Annotated in this window: 13 protein-coding genes, 1 tRNA gene and 1 pseudogene; 5 read left to right on the top strand and 10 right to left on the bottom strand. The window is 69.0% G+C overall.

Going from position 1 to position 15,371, the window contains the following annotated elements; genetic code table 11:
• Positions 1-44 precede the first annotated feature (44 nt).
• From AC4FS1_RS14075 to AC4FS1_RS14055, 5 genes are all read right to left on the bottom strand, one after another.
• Positions 45-1,340 carry an LCP family protein gene (locus AC4FS1_RS14075; RefSeq protein ID WP_491156146.1) on the bottom strand — a complete coding sequence of 432 codons (1,296 nt, stop codon included), beginning with the start codon at positions 1,338-1,340 and terminating at the stop codon, positions 45-47.
• Between the two features lie 33 nt (positions 1,341-1,373).
• Entirely contained in the window at positions 1,374-3,035 is a 1,662-nt protein-coding gene (locus tag AC4FS1_RS14070) for a RecQ family ATP-dependent DNA helicase (protein ID WP_491156145.1), read from the bottom strand.
• Positions 3,036-3,077: 42 nt separating this feature from the next.
• Positions 3,078-3,162: transfer RNA gene (locus tag AC4FS1_RS14065), tRNA-Ser, on the bottom strand.
• A gap of 117 nt (positions 3,163-3,279) precedes the next feature.
• On the bottom strand, positions 3,280-3,696 hold the full coding sequence (locus AC4FS1_RS14060; protein WP_491156143.1) for a nitroreductase/quinone reductase family protein: 417 nt from the start codon (positions 3,694-3,696) through the stop codon (positions 3,280-3,282).
• A 24-nt stretch (positions 3,697-3,720) separates the two neighbouring features.
• Positions 3,721-4,308, bottom strand: coding sequence for a TetR/AcrR family transcriptional regulator (locus AC4FS1_RS14055; RefSeq protein ID WP_491156141.1), 588 nt, complete (start codon positions 4,306-4,308; stop codon positions 3,721-3,723).
• Between the two features lie 60 nt (positions 4,309-4,368).
• On the opposite strand from AC4FS1_RS14055, the gene AC4FS1_RS14050 reads away from it, so the two are divergent.
• Positions 4,369-4,503, top strand: a complete 135-nt coding sequence (locus AC4FS1_RS14050) for a hypothetical protein (RefSeq protein ID WP_491156140.1) — start codon at positions 4,369-4,371, stop codon at positions 4,501-4,503.
• A 697-nt stretch (positions 4,504-5,200) separates the two neighbouring features.
• Here the strand turns inward: AC4FS1_RS14050 and AC4FS1_RS14045 are convergent.
• Both AC4FS1_RS14045 and serS read right to left on the bottom strand, forming a co-directional pair.
• On the bottom strand, positions 5,201-6,106 hold the full coding sequence (locus AC4FS1_RS14045) for an HAD family hydrolase (protein WP_491156139.1): 906 nt from the start codon (positions 6,104-6,106) through the stop codon (positions 5,201-5,203).
• Positions 6,103-7,365 carry a serine--tRNA ligase gene (serS, locus tag AC4FS1_RS14040; RefSeq protein ID WP_491156138.1) on the bottom strand — a complete coding sequence of 421 codons (1,263 nt, stop codon included), beginning with the start codon at positions 7,363-7,365 and terminating at the stop codon, positions 6,103-6,105. The genes AC4FS1_RS14045 and serS overlap by 4 nt, the downstream gene beginning before the upstream one ends.
• A gap of 82 nt (positions 7,366-7,447) precedes the next feature.
• Between serS and AC4FS1_RS14035 the strand changes: the two genes are divergently transcribed.
• From AC4FS1_RS14035 to AC4FS1_RS14025, 3 genes and pseudogenes are all read left to right on the top strand, one after another.
• The gene (locus AC4FS1_RS14035) at positions 7,448-8,875 is read left to right on the top strand and encodes a diacylglycerol kinase family protein (protein WP_491156137.1); all 1,428 of its coding nucleotides are present in this window, start codon (positions 7,448-7,450) and stop codon (positions 8,873-8,875) included.
• Positions 8,876-8,969: 94 nt separating this feature from the next.
• Positions 8,970-10,332 (top strand): annotated as a pseudogene (locus tag AC4FS1_RS14030) (cryptochrome/photolyase family protein).
• Between the two features lie 88 nt (positions 10,333-10,420).
• Complete coding sequence (locus tag AC4FS1_RS14025) at positions 10,421-10,696, top strand: TM2 domain-containing protein (RefSeq protein ID WP_491156135.1); 276 nt, start codon at positions 10,421-10,423, stop codon at positions 10,694-10,696.
• Positions 10,697-10,711: 15 nt separating this feature from the next.
• Here AC4FS1_RS14025 and AC4FS1_RS14020 read toward each other — a convergent pair whose 3' ends face one another.
• The 3 genes from AC4FS1_RS14020 to AC4FS1_RS14010 are packed head-to-tail and all read right to left on the bottom strand — an operon-like array spanning position 10,712 to position 13,909.
• A complete protein-coding gene (locus AC4FS1_RS14020) occupies positions 10,712-12,034 on the bottom strand; it encodes a type 2 periplasmic-binding domain-containing protein (RefSeq protein ID WP_491156133.1) in 1,323 nt (440 codons plus the stop codon).
• A gap of 43 nt (positions 12,035-12,077) precedes the next feature.
• Entirely contained in the window at positions 12,078-12,977 is a 900-nt protein-coding gene (locus AC4FS1_RS14015; protein WP_484507961.1) for a carbohydrate ABC transporter permease, read from the bottom strand.
• Positions 12,974-13,909 carry a carbohydrate ABC transporter permease gene (locus AC4FS1_RS14010; RefSeq protein WP_491156130.1) on the bottom strand — a complete coding sequence of 312 codons (936 nt, stop codon included), beginning with the start codon at positions 13,907-13,909 and terminating at the stop codon, positions 12,974-12,976. Before AC4FS1_RS14010 ends, AC4FS1_RS14015 begins: the two co-directional genes overlap by 4 nt.
• 396 nt (positions 13,910-14,305) lie before the next feature.
• Between AC4FS1_RS14010 and AC4FS1_RS14005 the strand changes: the two genes are divergently transcribed.
• Positions 14,306-15,361, top strand: coding sequence for an LLM class flavin-dependent oxidoreductase (locus AC4FS1_RS14005; RefSeq protein WP_491156128.1), 1,056 nt, complete (start codon positions 14,306-14,308; stop codon positions 15,359-15,361).
• Positions 15,362-15,371 lie beyond the last annotated feature (10 nt).

The following is a 15,371-nucleotide window of genomic DNA, read 5'->3' as shown; positions in this document are numbered from 1 at the left end:
TAATACTAACCGGCGCGACGCGCCTCCTCGAACGGCGGATGCGGCTACCGGAGGTTGCCGTTGGAGCAGGTGTTCTGCGCTGCGGTCTGCCCGGTGATGTTCGAGGGAAGGGCGACGGCGCTCTCCTCCGGGGCGGGCGTCTCCGTCGCGCCCTCCGTCGGCTCAGCACCCTCGGCAGGCTCGGTCGGATCGGTCGGCTCGACCGGGGTCTCCCCGTCCGGCGCATCCGCGTCGATGACGCCATCGCCGCCGCTGACATCTCCGGTCAACTGCAGCGGCTGATTCGCCTCCAGGGCCGCCCACAGCGCGTCTGCGGCATCCAGGTCGGGCACCACGCGGTTCGGGTCGGCGGGGTCGGGGCCCGTGGGGTACTGAACGAAGACGATCTCTTCGAACGGCACGTTCTTCACGGCGAGGGCGATCTGCACGAGCGTCAGCGGGTTGGTGAGGCTCGTGGACGGGTCGACATTCTCCAGCGCGGTGGAGGCCAGCTTGTAAAGGGCGGCGGGGTTGGAGAGGACTTCCTCGCTGACCAGCTTGCGCGCCAGCTTGGACATGTACTGCTGCTGGTTGCTGATGCGCCCCAGGTCGCCGCCGTCACCCACGCCGTGCCGGGTGCGGAGGAACTGCAGGGCCTCGATGCCCTGGATGTTGCGGTTTCCGGCGGGCCAGTCGATGCCGGTGTGCCGGTCGCGGATGCCGTTGGCGATGCAAACATCCACTCCGCCGACGGCGTCGGTGATGTTGATGACGCCCCCGAAGCTCACCTTGGCCGCGAAGGGGATGTCCTGTCCACTGAGCTCAGACACCGTGTTCACGACGCACGATAGGCCCCCGGTCATGAAGGCGCTGTTGATCTGCTGCTTGCGCGACGCCGAGACGGAGCTCCCGTCCTCGGCCGTGCACGCGGGGATGGGGACCATCAGGTCACGGGGAAACGAGACCACCGTCACGCGACGTGGGTTGTCCGAGATGTGCACGAGCATGTTGACGTCGTTGAGGTTGCCCTCGGCGTCGGGGCCCGTGCAGCGCTCCCCGAAGTACCCGGCGAACTCGGGTTCGCACTCGTCCGTGCCGGTGATGAGGAGGTTCACGCCGCCTTCGATCTCACCGATGTCGGGCGGCACCGGCCCCTGCCCGTCGAGCTCAACGGCGTCGGCGTTGAAGCTCGATGTCAGGTCGTACCCGATGTAGGCGGCGACACCCGCCCCGGCGACCAGAACGACAGCGAGGCCGATGGCGAGGATCCGCATCACCTGGGCGAACGGGCGCGGCGAGGTCAGGCGACCGTGGCGGGCCACCGTACGGCGACCTCGCTGGACGGGCTTGATCGAGCTCACTCGTGTCCTTCCGGGCGTGCGGGCGGCGCTATCCTACGTTCGCCCACCTGAAAGGCCGGTGAGGACCGGCTGAAGAAGGTGATGCTCGGCGATCAGGGCGAGCGACAACTGCTTGTACCCCTGACTTTCGAAGAACACCGTCATCCGGTCATCCTCGACGGCCATCACCGTGCCCTCCCCCCAGATGGAGTGCCTGACACGCTCGTCCACCGCGAACCCACCGGGCTTCCTGGCTCCGGCCTCGACGCGGGGCACGTGGTCTTCGTACGCCGACCCGTCGGCGCAGGTGTCGCAGTTGCCGCACGGCTCGTCGAGAGTCTGCCCGAAGTAGCCGAGCAGCACGTGTCGCCGGCACCGGCGCGTCTCGGCGTAGCCGCGAAGCATCTCGATGCGAGATCGGTCGATCCGCTCACGCTCCTCGGTACGCTCGAGCGCCGCGGAGACGGCTGCCTCAGCGTCCTGCCCGCGCCGCAGCTTCGGGCCATCCTCTTCCGTGCGCACCGCGGCGACGTCCACGAGCAGGGCGACCAGCGCGGTGACCCGCCGCAGGCTCGCGTCGACCACTCGCGCAAGCTCGCTGGGCCTGGTGACGCCGTCTTGCAGCGCGGCGACGAGGCGGCGGAGCTCCGCGGCGTCCGGATGCTTCGTCGCGAAGTAGCGGCGGAGGGCGAGATCTTCGGGGCGATAGTGCAGGGTCGCGTGCGCGGGCTGTCCGTCGCGTCCGGCGCGACCCATCTCCTGCGCGTACGCATCCACGGAATCGGGGGCGTCCGCGTGGACGACGAAGCGGACGTTCGGCTTGTCGATCCCCATCCCGAACGCGGAGGTGGCGACGACCACATCGAGCTCGTCGGCATGGAACCGCTCGTGCACACGCTCGCGCTCGCGCGCGGGAAGGCCCGCGTGATAGGCGACGGCGCGGATGCCGCGCTTCTCGAACTCGCTCGCGTACTCCTCCGAGCCGCGGCGCGTGGCCGCGTACAGCAGACCGGGCTTCGGCAGCTCGGCCACTTCAGCCAAGACGGCGGCGCGCCTGTCGGAGCCTTCCGCGTAACGGTGGACGGTGAGGGTGATGTTGGGCCGGTCGACGTCGCCGGCGAGGATCAGCGGATCCCGCATTCCCAGGCGCTCGACGATCTCCTCACGGACAGGCGTGGATGCTGTGGCGGTGAGAGCGAGCACCGGCGGCCGGCCGAGCCGGTCGGCCACCGCATCCAGGAGCAGGTAGTCGGGCCGGAAGTCGTGCCCCCAGGACGCGATGCAGTGCGCTTCGTCGACGACGAGGAGCGATACGTTCTGCTCGGCGAGCCGGTCGACCACCTCGTCTTTGGCGAGCTGCTCGGGCGCGAGCAGCACGTACTCGACCTCACCCGCGCTCACCCGCCGCCACGCCTCGCGCTGCGCTTTGGCGCCGTGGGCCGAATTCACCGCGACGCCGGTCGGAGCATCCGGAGCCTCCTCCAGCCGAGCGAGCTGATCCTCCTGCAGTGCGATCAGCGGCGAGACGACGGCCGCGAGACCCGGGCGAAGCGCCGCCGCGACCTGGTATACCGCCGACTTCCCCGACCCGGTGGCCCACACCACGAGCACGTCGCGGCCGGCGACGGATGCCTCGATGGCCTCGCGCTGCTCGGGACGCAGGTGGTCGAGGCCGAAGTACTCGGAGGCTACGCGGGCGATCTCGTCGATTGTCATGAATCCGCTACACCGAAATGGGGCTTAGCCATGCGGGTTGCGCGGAGGGTGTGGGATTCGAACCCACGGGACATTGCTGCCCACTGGTTTTCAAGACCAGGTCCATCGGCCGCTCGGACAACCCTCCCGACGATGCTTCGCAGCATCCGTCGACCGGCCGAGTCTAGCCGAGCGCCGGACGTCGCATCCGCTCGCCCGCACTCGCACCGATCTCGAACGGCCGAGCCGTGCGTGTCATGGGCACTCAGGCGTCGTCGAAGGTGACCTCGGCGAGCGGGCTGCCGGCAAGCCAGTCCTCCACATACTGCGGCTGCGGAACGTGACCGGGGTTGCTCGGCTGGTTGAGGTCATCGACAAAGACCTGGAAGATGCGTCGCCGTTCCTCGGGGTCGGTGATCGGCGTGGCGACGGCCGGGAGGTCGGCGTGGATGCCGATCTTGAGATGGAAGATGAAATGCGGGTTCGCCAGGAGGTTGGCGTACCAGTCCCGCTTCGCCGGCGTGGTGCTGAGGTAGATGCGTCCGTAGGCGCGATAGAACCACACCTCGATGCGGTGCGGCTTTCCGCTGCGCCGGCCATAGGTGGTGATGTCCGCCAGCCGATCCTCCGTCGAGGAGGCGGGAGTGATGGCGAGGGCGCGGAGCACTTCGGGTGACAACATGGTTCTCTCCTTGAGAGAGTCGATTCAGAGCGGCTGAGTTGTGGGTGCGTATGCTCGCGCAACGAGTGTCCGCAGCACGTGCCGTCGGCGATCGTGCGCGGTCTCGTCGTCGGCCGAACTGGCCGCGAAGGTCGTGCTGGTCGGCCCCCACGTGAGGGACAGCGCAATCACCGTGGAGTGCACGTCCGCGGGTTCGAGAGTCGCGTCGATATAGCCGGCGCTCTGCGCGGCGGCGATGTCGGCCAGCTTCTCGGGCTCGCTGGGAAGCGACTCGCCTGTGAGAGCGCCTGTCGGTCGTCGCTCCAGCCGCGACCACGTCGCCAGACGAACGAGCTCCGGACGCTCGAGGTACTCGTCGTACAGGCGGGCCGCATAACCGGGAAGGTCGGTGGCGTCGAGCGCCACGGCGTTCACGATCGCGTGCAGAGCCTGGTCGAAGACCGCGTCGAAGAGGGCGTCCTTGCTCCCGAAGTACGCGTATAGCTGCGCCTTGTTCGCCCGGGCGTTCGCCGCGATCCGATCCACGCGCGCTCCGGCGATGCCATACGTCGCGAACTCGTCTGCGGCGGCCTCGAGGATACGGGCTCGCGTCGCTTCACCATCTGCTCTCATGCTCAGACTCTAGCAAACAAACTGGTTGGTTACAAATCGCGCGCGTCTGCCCTTGGCGACGTGTTCACCGGATTCGCGCCGCTCATGTCGCGCTGTGGTTCGCTCCTGGGCGCCCTGCTCTTCGCCGTAGTTGCGGCCCTGTACGCGCGGCGCCGTTCGTTCCGCGGGTACGACGCGGAGCATCCCCTCGCCTGAGCGTGGGGCGGCTCCCCGCCACCCCGCGGCCCGGCCGCGACGCGGCACGAGATCAGGAGATGACGCCGAGGCAGGCTCCTTTCGCGCGGAACGACCTGCTCTCGCCACATCTCCTGAACTCGCGACGGGGATGCCCCGGCGATGCGGCGGGGCGCACACAAGCGCGCGTCGGCCGACGCCCCGACGGCCCCACGCGGCCGCGGGCCGACGCTCGCACCACCCACATCCTCCCCGCCGCCCGCGGCCTCGCCACCCGCGAAACCTCCCAGGCGCCCACGGCACGAGATCAGGCGATGAGGCCGAGGCAGGCTCCTTTTTCCGGAAACGACCTGATCTCGCCACATCTCCTGAACTGGCAACGGGATGCGGCGGACTCGCCACGGGGATGCGGCGGACTCGCTACGGGGATGCGGCGGGCCTCACACGTTCAGAAGCGCGGGCGCACCACGCCGCCGGGCCGGAGCACCGCGCCGCCGAGCGCCACCACGGCGTTGCCCTCAAGGTCGAAGCGCCGGGCCGGAGCACCGCGCCACCCTGCCGCAGCTCCCCGCCACCGGCGACGATGCGCGCGAGGTAGGTGCGTACCGGTGCGCTGCCACGGGGAGCCGCCAGGGCGTCAGCCCGTCGGCATCCACCTCGACCTCGAGCGCTCCGGCGACGGCGTGGTGCGGGATGGCCGTGGCCGGCCGCATCCACGTCAGAGTTCCCGCAGGATGGCAGCGACGCCGCCTTCGCTGACCGACAGCCCGACTTCACCGGCCGCAGCGAGCACTTCCTCGGGGCCTTGCCCCATGGCGATGGCGCGCCCACCGTTGCGTAGCGCCCACTCGAACATCTCGACGTCGTTGCGGCCGTCGCCCATCACCAGCACGTTCGCCGGGGCGATCCCCAGCCAGGTGCGGACGAGCTCGAGTCCGGTGGACTTGTTGACCCCCTGCGGGGCGATGTCGAGCCACGCGGTCCAGCCGATCGCGTACGACACCTGGGTGAGCCCGATGCGCGACACCAGGTCGAGGAAGTCGGTGTCGGTGTGCTCGGGCGACACGACGACCACACGGCACACCGGCCGGTGCGAGAGTTCCTCGAAGGCGACCAGATCGGCCCCGCGCAGGTTCCAGTCCTCCAGGTACTCGGTGTACAGCCGCGTCCCGTCGGGCAGCTCGACCATGTAGCGCGCGTCGGAGAGGTGTCCGCGGAGCAACTCCAGCACCTCGGCGGGATCGAAGGTCTCCACGTGCGCGAGCTCGTAAGCCGCAGCGCCGGTGCCGCCGGCCTGGCGGCGCATCACGATCGCGCCGTTCGAGCACACCGCATAGTCCGGCTCGATACCGAGCAGCTCCATGATGCGGTGCGTCGTGTCCCAGCTGCGACCGGTCGCGAGCATCACCTCGTGCCCGCGCGCCTGCGCATGAGCCACAGCCTCGAGAACCCCCGGGCTCGGACTCTCGTCCTCGAGGATCACGGTGCCGTCGATGTCCAGAGCGATGAGGAGGCGGCCGTCGGGCGCGTCCTCAGCGATCTCCTCGACCAGTTCGGCCGCATCCCCCGGCGACGTCACCTCGACGCTGCCGGTGTCAGGCGGCGATGTGCGCTCGGGCGTCACGCGATGGGCTCCATGATGTCGAGTCCGCCGAGGTAGGGCCGCAGCACTTCCGGAACGACGACGGAGCCGTCGGCGCGCTGGTGCGTCTCCAGGAGGGCGACGATCCACCGCGTGGTGGCGAGGGTGCCGTTGAGCGTGGCGACAGGCTGCGTCTTGCCCTCGTTGCGCGAACGGATGTTGAGACGGCGGGCCTGGTAGGTCGTGCAATTGGAGGTGCTGGTGAGTTCCCGATAGGCGTTCTGCGTGGGCACCCAGGCCTCGACGTCGTACTTGCGCGCGGCGCTGGATCCGAGATCTCCGGCCGCGACGTCGATGACACGGTACGAAAGGCCGAGGTCTTGCAGCATCCCCTCCTGCAGCTCGACGAGGCGGAGGTGCTCGGCCTCGGCCGCGTCGGGCTCGGTGTAGACGAACATCTCGAGCTTGTTGAACTGGTGCACACGGATGATGCCGCGGGTGTCCTTGCCGTACGAACCGGCCTCGCGCCGGTAGCAGGTCGACCAGCCGGCGTAGCGCTTGGGTCCACGGCCGAAGTCGAGGATCTCGTCCATGTGATAGCCGGCGAGCGGAACCTCGCTCGTGCCGACGAGATAGAGGTCGTCCTCGGCCAGGTGATAGACCTCGTCGGCGTGCTCGCCGAGGAAGCCGGTGCCGCGCATCACCTCGGGTCGCACGAGCGTCGGCGGAATGATGGGGGTGAAACCCGCGGCCATCGCCCGGTCGAGCCCGAGGCTCATGAGCGCGAGCTCGAGGCGCGCGCCGATCCCGGTGAGGAAGTAGAAGCGACTGCCCGACACCTTCGTGCCCCGCTCCATGTCGATCGCGCCGAGCTTCTCACCGAGGGCGAGGTGGTCGAGCGGCTCGAAGTCGAAGGCGGGGACCTCTCCGTGCGTGCGCAGCGTGATGAAGGCCTCTTCGCCACCGGCCGGGACGCCGTCGATGACGAGGTTCTCGATCCTGGCGAGCGCCAGCTCCGCCGCCGCTTCCGCCTCGGTCACCGCGTGCTGCGCCGCCTTGGTCTTCTCGCTCAGCTCCTTGGCCTCGGCGACCAGTGCGGCCTTTTCCTCTTTCGGGGCCTGCGCGACCCGCTTGCCGTGGGCGTTCTGGGCGGCGCGCAACTCTTCGAAGGCGGTGATCGCGGCGCGTCGGTCGCGGTCGGCCGTCAACGCGGCATCCACTGTCTCCGGGGCCGCGCCGCGCGCGATCTGCGAGCGCTTGACCCGCTCGGGATCTTCTCGCAGCAGGGTCAGATCGATCACCGTCCAATCTTAGGCCAGGGCTTTTCCGTCGCAGCCCCGTCCGAACGCCTCGCGGGGCCGGGAGCGGCCCTAGGGTGGGAGCATGGCGGCCGATTCCGAAACGCGCGAGAGCGATGAGACAGCCGGCGCGGCACCTGAGCTCGACGAGGCGACGCGCGAGGGCGGCGAGACGGCGGGCGCCGAAGAGCGACCCGACGCCGCGCAGGCCGACGACGCGCCACTCAACAATGAGGCCCCGCCCGGCGCGGCCGAGCGAGCCGAGTTCCACGCCGACTCGCTGCGCGACGACGACGACCGCGACGACAACGCGGCTGCCTCGACCGACGCCGGCGGCACCGCGGATGCGCCGGAGGCACCCGGTCCACGGGGGGCCAACACCGAGACGCCCTCCGCGCACGAAGCCGCGGCGCCCGACGACGTCATCCGCGAACCCGAGGACGTGGCGCCCGACACGACCGACGGTGAGACCGGCGAGGCCGTTCAGGTCACCGCCGACGGCGAGCAGACCACGATGGATGCTCCGCCCACCGACCGAAAACGCGCCGCACTCGTCTACAACCCCACCAAGGTCGATCCCGCGGAGCTGCGCGCGTTGATGGTGCGCCTCTCCGAGGAGGCCGAGTGGGCTGAGCCGCTCTTCTTCGAGACGACGGTCGACGACCTCGGCGACGACGCCGCCCGCGCAGCCCTCGAGGAGGGCGCCGACGCGATCCTCGTGGCCGGAGGCGACGGCACGGTGCGCGCCGTTTCCGAGGCGCTGACCGACACCGGAGTCCCGCTCACGATCGTCCCCAGCGGCACCGGCAACCTGCTCGCGCGCAACCTCGCGCTGCCGCTGGATGACGCGGACGTGATGATCCGCGCGACCTTCGAGGGCGACGTCATCCCGGTGGACGTGGGAGTCGCCCGGCTCCGCCGCGAAGACGGCTCCACCGAAGAGCACGGGTTCGTCGTGATGGCCGGTATGGGGCTGGATGCGGCGATGATCGCCAACACCAACCCGCAGCTGAAGAAGACCGTGGGATGGGTCGCGTATGTGGACGGAGCGGCCCGCTCGCTCGTGTCCGCCAAGCCCTTCCGTATCGTCTACCAGCTCGACAAGCAGCGCCTGCACTCGGCCCGGGTGCAGAGCATCCTCTTCGCCAACTGCGGGTCCCTCCCGGCGGGGATCGCCCTCATTCCAGAGGCCTCGATCACCGACGGCATGCTCGATGTCGCCATCATCCAGCCGGCGGGCGCGTTCGGATGGCTCGGCGTGTGGCGGAAGATCTGGTGGGACAACTCCTTCCTGCGACGCTTCCGTGCCGGTCGCCGGGTGCTCGAGCGGCGCGGCCGCGACACCTCGGTGCACTACCGGAGCGGCCACGGGATCGAGACCGCGACGAGCCCGGCCCAGCCGGTGGAGCTCGACGGCGACGAGTTCGGCGAGGCCACCCGCATCTTCTGCCGCATCGTCCCCGGCGGCCTCCGGATCGCCGTTCCCGCCGGCCACGACACCTCCACCCTCTAACCCCCCTAGCGGACGATTACGGACGCTTTTCGTTCTGCGCGCCCAGACTCCGACAAGAGTCGTCCGTAACCGCAGGGGGAACTAGCGTGGGCGGATGACTACGGTCGTGTGGTTCCGCGACGATCTGCGGCTGGCGGACAACCCCGCACTGTCCGCCGCCCTGGAACGTGGCGAGCCGGTGATCGGCCTGTACGTGCGTGAGGACGGCGAGGGCATCCGCCCCCTGGGCGGCGCGGCGCGCTGGTGGCTGCACGAGTCGCTCGCTTCACTCGCCACCGCTCTCGAGGAGCGCGGCTCGACCCTCATCCTGCGCCGCGGGAGAGCGGCGGAGGTCGTCCCGGCGGTCGTGCGCGACGCCGGGGCCGGCGCCGTCTTCTGGAACCGGCGATACGGCGGAGCGGAGCGCGGCATCGACGCGGGCATCAAGACGGCGCTCCGCGGCACCGGGGTCGCGGTCGCCTCCTTCGACGGCTCGCTCCTCTTCGAACCGTGGACCGTGCGGACCGGCACCGACAGCCCGTACGCCGTCTTCACGCCGTTCTGGCGCGCGTGCCAGAGTCTCCCCGCCCCGCGTGCGCCGCTGCCCGAGCCGGGAGACATCCCCGGCCCGAGTTCGCGCCCCGCGTCCGAGGACCTCGACGCGTGGTCCCTGCGTCCGACGCATCCCGATTGGGCAGAAGGCCTTCGCGAGCGATGGGAGCCGGGAGAGCCGGCCGCCCGCGCACGACTGCGCGCTTTTCTCGCGCACGACCTCGGCGGCTACGACCGGTCCCGTGACGAGCCGGCCGGCGAGGCGACCTCGATGCTGTCCGCACGGCTGCGGTGGGGCGAGCTCAGCCCGCACCAGGTCTGGCACGCGACGGTCGAACACCCCGCGTCGAGTGCCCACCCCGACGCGGCATCGCGGTTCCTATCGGAGCTTGGATGGCGCGAATTCGCCTGGCACACGCTCTTTCACTTCCCCGACCTCGCCACCCGCAACTGGCGGGCCGAGTTCGACGCGTTCCCCTGGCCGCCGCTCGACCCCGGTCACCTCGAGGCGTGGCGGCGAGGACGCACCGGCCTCGCACTCGTCGACGCGGGGATGCGGGAGCTCTGGCGCACCGGCTACATGCACAACCGCGTGCGGATGGTGACGGCATCCTTCCTCGTCAAGAACTTGCTGATCGACTGGCGGCGCGGCGAGGAGTGGTTCTGGGACACCCTCGTCGACGCGGATGCAGCGAACAACGCCTTCAATTGGCAGTGGGTCGCCGGCTCCGGCGCCGATGCCGCGCCCTACTTCCGCATCTTCAATCCCGAACGGCAGCTGGCGAAGTTCGACCCGCACGGGGAGTACGTCCCGGAGGTGGGCGCCGGAGTACCTCGCCGATGACGCTCCCGAGCCGATCGTCGACCTCGCCGGCACACGTCGACAGGCGCTCGACGCCTACGACGCCGTCAAGCGATCCCGCTGACCCTCCCCGGGAATCCGGATAGCCCCCTGTCCATGCCGAGGCCCGGTCCGTACGCTCGAACGCACGCCAGCCCACCAGAGGAGAAGCCATGTCGCAGCCCCAGTACCCCGCCGCCCCGCAGCCCTACGGCGTCGCGCCCGCGGGACTGAGCCCCAAGTCCTGGCTCGCGACGCTCCTCCTGTCGATCTTCCTCGGCGAGCTCGGAATCGACCGGTTCTACCTCGGCAAGATCGGCACCGGCATCCTCAAGCTCATCACCGTCGGCGGCTTCGGCATCTGGTGGCTCATCGACCTCATCCTCGTGATCGCGGGTGCGACGAAGGACAAGCAGGGCCTCCCCGTCAAGTACGTGCCCGGCCGCTGATCCCCCGCGTGACCGTCACTCCGCGACCGGGATCGCCTGCGCTTTCAGGGCAGCGATCGTCGCCTTCTGGGCGGAGCTGAGCGCCTCGAGCAAGGTGCCCCGTCCCGTGACAGCCCTCTGGAATCCGTCCGACACATCGGCGTAGGTCTGCGTCATGGTCGGTCCCCACAGAAAGTCGGGGTTCACCTGCCCCGCGGCGGCGGCGAACACGTCGTAGATCTTCTGGCCGCCGTAGAACTCCACGCCCTCTTGCAGGGAGGGCAGGCTCAGCCCGGCCGTCGTCGCCGGGTAGATGTTCGCCGACTGGTTCAGCGCGGTGAGCGCCTCTTCCGACGTGTTCAGCCAGAGCGCGAATTTCGTGGCTTCGTAAAGGTGCTCGGTTCCCTTGAACACGGCGACGGAGGAACCGCCCCAGTTACCCGCGCTCTGGCCGCCGGCCTCCCACTGCGGCGACGGGGCGACCGACCACAGACCGGCTGTGTCGGGCGCGCCGCTCGCAATGGAGTTGGCGCCCCACACGGCCGCGGTCCAGCTCCACACCTGGCCGGAGTTATACGCGTTGTTCCACTCCTCGGTCCACGCGGGATACGTGGCCACGAGATCCTCATCGAGCAGCTCCTGCCAGTAATCCGCGACCTTGGTCGACTCCTCGCCGGTCAGATCGACCCGCCACTCATCCCCCTCGTCAGCGAACCAACTTCCGTTGGCCTGCCACACGAATCCCGCGAACTGGTTGATGTCCGCGGTGGAGAAGTTCGTGATGTAGCCACCGGCTTCGCGGATCTGAACGGCGGCTTCCTTGTACTCCGCCCACGTCGTGGGGACCCCGATGCCATGCTCCGCGAAGAGGTCGGAACGGTAGAAGAGCGCCATCGGCCCGGAGTCCTGCGGGACGCCGTACACCCCGTCGGCGGAACCGAGCGTGACCTGTCCCCATGTCCACGGGATGAAATCCGACTCCGCATCCACGACGTCTTCACACAGCGCAAGGTTCTCCAGGCCGTCCTGCACCCGGAAGCTCGACAGTGCGTCGTACTCGATCTGACCGAGGTCGGGAGTGTTTCCCGCCGCAATCTGACTGAAGAAGCTCTGGTATGTGCCGGAGTTGCCGTTCGGCCCGGTCTGGACGTCGACCTGGATCTCCGGGTTCTGTTCGTTCCAGATCTCGACGACGTCTTTCACGCCGGGGATCCACGACGTGAAGTCGAGCGTGACATTCCCCTCGGAGGGGGTGCAGGATGCGGCGGCCCCTCCCTCGGCTCCGCCCCCGCATCCGGCGAGTCCGATCGCGGCGAGCACTACGACTCCGGTGGCGACCGCCCTCTTCGTGTATTGCATGATCTTCCTCACTGGATGGCGCGGGTGACCGCGGGAGCATGGGTCATTTCACGGAGCCGGTGCCCAGGCCGTTGCGCCAGAAGCGCTGGAGCAGGAGGAACGCGATGATGAGGGGCACGATCGACAGGAACGAACCGACGAGGACATAGGTGCGCAGCTCGGGGATCTGGTTGAGCTGCGTGTTCCAGGAGTAGAGGCCGAACGTCACGGGGAACAGTTCCTCGCTGCGGAGCATGACCAGCGGCAGGAAGAAGTTGTTCCAGATCGAGACGAACTGGAAGAGGAACACCGTCACCAGCGCGGGCATCATCAGGCGCGACGACACGGTGAAGAACGCGCGGACTTCCCCCGCGCCGTCGATCCGGGCAGCTTCGATGAGCTCATCGGGCACCGACGAGGCGGCGTAGATGCGACTGAGGTACACCCCGAACGGGCTCACGATGCTCGGCAGCAGCACCGCCCAGTAGGTGTTCGTCAGGTTGACCTGGCTGAACAGCAGGAACAGGGGCAGGGCGAGAGCCGTGGCGGGCACCAGGACACCGCCGAGGACGATGTTGAAGAAGGCTTCGCGGCCCCGGAAGCGGTACTTCGCCAGGCCGTAACCGCACATCCCCGCGATGATCGTCGCCAAGAGGGCCCCGAGGCCTGCGTAGCCGAGGCTGTTGACGAGCCAGCGCAGGTAGACGCCGTCGCCGTAGGAGACGAGGTCACGGACGTTCTCGAAGAAGTTCCAGTCCGCGAACCACAGCGCCGGAGTGGTGAGCAGATCGCTGCGGTCCTTGGTGGAGGCGATGAAGAGCCACCAGATCGGCACCAGAAAGTACAGGGTGAAGACGGCCATGACGATCAGCGCCGCCGAGCGGGAGAGGATGCTCTCCCGGGGGCCGCGCGTGGGGGTCGGTTCGTCCGCGGTGGCGCCGCGGGTCCGGGCGAGGAGGCTCATGGGTTCGCCTTCCGCTGGGTGCCCCTGAGGAACGCGAACGAGAGCGCGAACGTCGCCAGGGCGAGCACCACCGAGAACGCCGCGGCGAGGTTGGTGTTGGGAATCGCGCTCGTGGCGTAGATGGTCATGTTCGGCGTGAAGGTCGACGACACGGCGGCGGTGAAGGATCGGAACACCTGCGGCTCGGCCAGCAGCTGAAGGGTGCCGATGATCGAGAACACGGCGGTGAGGATGATCGCGGGGGCGACCATCGGGATCTTCATCGACCACGCGATGCGAATCTGTCCGGCACCGTCCAGGCGTGCCGCTTCGTAGATCTCCGTGGGGATCGACAGCAGCGCGGAGTAGATGATGAGCATGTTGTAGCCGACGAAGACCCATGTCACGACGTTGGCGATCGACCACAGCACCAGCTCGGGAGAGAGGAAATCGATCACGCCCGTCACGTCGGTGAAGGGCGACAGGTTGGGCGAATAGAGAAAGCCCCACATGATCGCCGCAATGACCCCGGGCACGGCATAGGGCGCGAAGAAGGCGAGCCGGAAGAACTTCTTCCCCTTCAGAACCGGAGAATCCAGCAGCAACGCGAACAGCAGCGCCAGCCCCAGCATCACGGGCACCTGGACGACGCCGAAGAGCAACACCCGGCCGATGGACTCCCAGAACGGCCCGTTCTGGAACACCTGAACGTACTGGGCGAGACCCCCGAACACCTGCTGGGGAGCGCCGAAAGTGCCCTCTCGGTGCACGACGAACAGGGACTGCCAGACCGCATAGCCGATCGGAATCAGGTAGAAGAGCAGAAAAAGGATGCCGAAAGGTCCCGTGAAGATGGCGATCGCGCCCTTATGGGGCGTCTTGCGCTGGGGCGGGGCGGGCGGTGGCTGGGAGCGCGTGCTGCTGCTCCTCGTGCGCTCCTGTGTGGCGGTCATCCGGCCGTCCCCTCTCTGGTGCTTCGCGCGAAGCACCGCGCATGTCCACGTTCTGTGGCCGTTTACAGACCCGAGCCCGAAGCCAGCCGCATGCCTGCGAACGGCTGCACAGTACGAACGGGTCTGGTGGGTTGTCAACACGGGTGCGCAGGGGTCTGCTCTGTGCTGGGGGCCCGCGATCACAGGGGGCGCGAGGGCGGCGGGCGGTCGTCGTGCACTCGCCTGGGACCGCAGGCGCTCCCACGAGAATCGAGGGGATCGCGCCGATCGAGGAGCGGATGCTGCATCCCTCTCCTCGATTTCCGGGATGTCCTCGAAAACCGCGGGGGTGCCGCGCCGGGGCGGGGTGCGCGGTGCAGGGAATAGGAAGGGGGCGGCGCCGGGTTGGCATGAGTAATGACTGCTCCCGCTCCCGCTCTCTCCGTCCTCGACCTCGTCCCCGTCCGCGACGGGCAGACCAGCGCCCAGGCGGTCGCCGCATCCCTCGACACCGCCGTGCACGCCGACCGCCTCGGCTATCGCCGCTACTGGTTCGCCGAGCACCACAACATGCCCGCCGTCGCCTCGACGACTCCTCCGGTGCTCATCGCGGCCGCTGCTGCCCGGACAGACCGCATCCGCGTCGGCTCGGGTGGCGTGATGCTCCCCAACCACTCGCCGCTCATCGTCGCCGAGCAGTTCGCCGCACTCGAGGCGATCGCGCCCGACCGGATCGACCTCGGCATCGGACGGGCACCGGGTTCGGACCCCGTGATCACGCAGCTCTTGCACCGCTCGGGGACCACCAGCGACGTCGATCGCTTCCCCGACCACATCGCCGACATCATCTCGCTGACCTCCCCCGAGGGTGCGACCGTTCGGTTCAGTTCCGGCGGCGAGTACACCGTGCACGCGACGCCCGCCTCCACGACCACGCCCGAGGTGTGGCTGCTGGGCTCGAGCGACTACTCCGCTCAGCTCGCCGCGCGCTTCGGCCTGCCCTACGTGTTCGCGAACCACTTCGCCGGAGAGGGTCTGGAGCGGGCGCTGGACCTGTACCGCACGCAGTTCCAGCCCAGTGCGCAGCATCCCGAGCCCCGGACCTTCCTGACGACCAACGTCGTCGCCGCCCCCACTGCCGAGGAAGCCGAAGACCGCGCCCTGCCCCAGCTGCGCATGATGGCACGCCTGCGCACCAACCGCCCGCTGGTCCCGCTCGAGACGGTGGAACAGGTGAAGGCCGATCCGTGGGACGGCATGTCGACGTCGATCATGGATGCCGCGCGCCAGAAGTGGTTCGTCGGAACTGGCGAGCAGGTCACCGCGGAGCTCACCGCATTCGCCGACCGCTACGGCGTGGATGAGGTCATGATCTCGCCGGTCGCCGGCGCGTATGACGGCGAGCCGATGGAGACGGCGCCCGGCCGCATCCAGACCCTCGAACTCCTGGCGACCCCCGCCCGCGTCGGCTGATCGCCCCGCC

It is taken from the genome of Microbacterium sp. Z12_35 (assembly GCF_058310475.1).
Note: the sequence above shows the minus strand (reverse complement) of the source record. Positions and strands in the feature narration are given on the sequence as shown.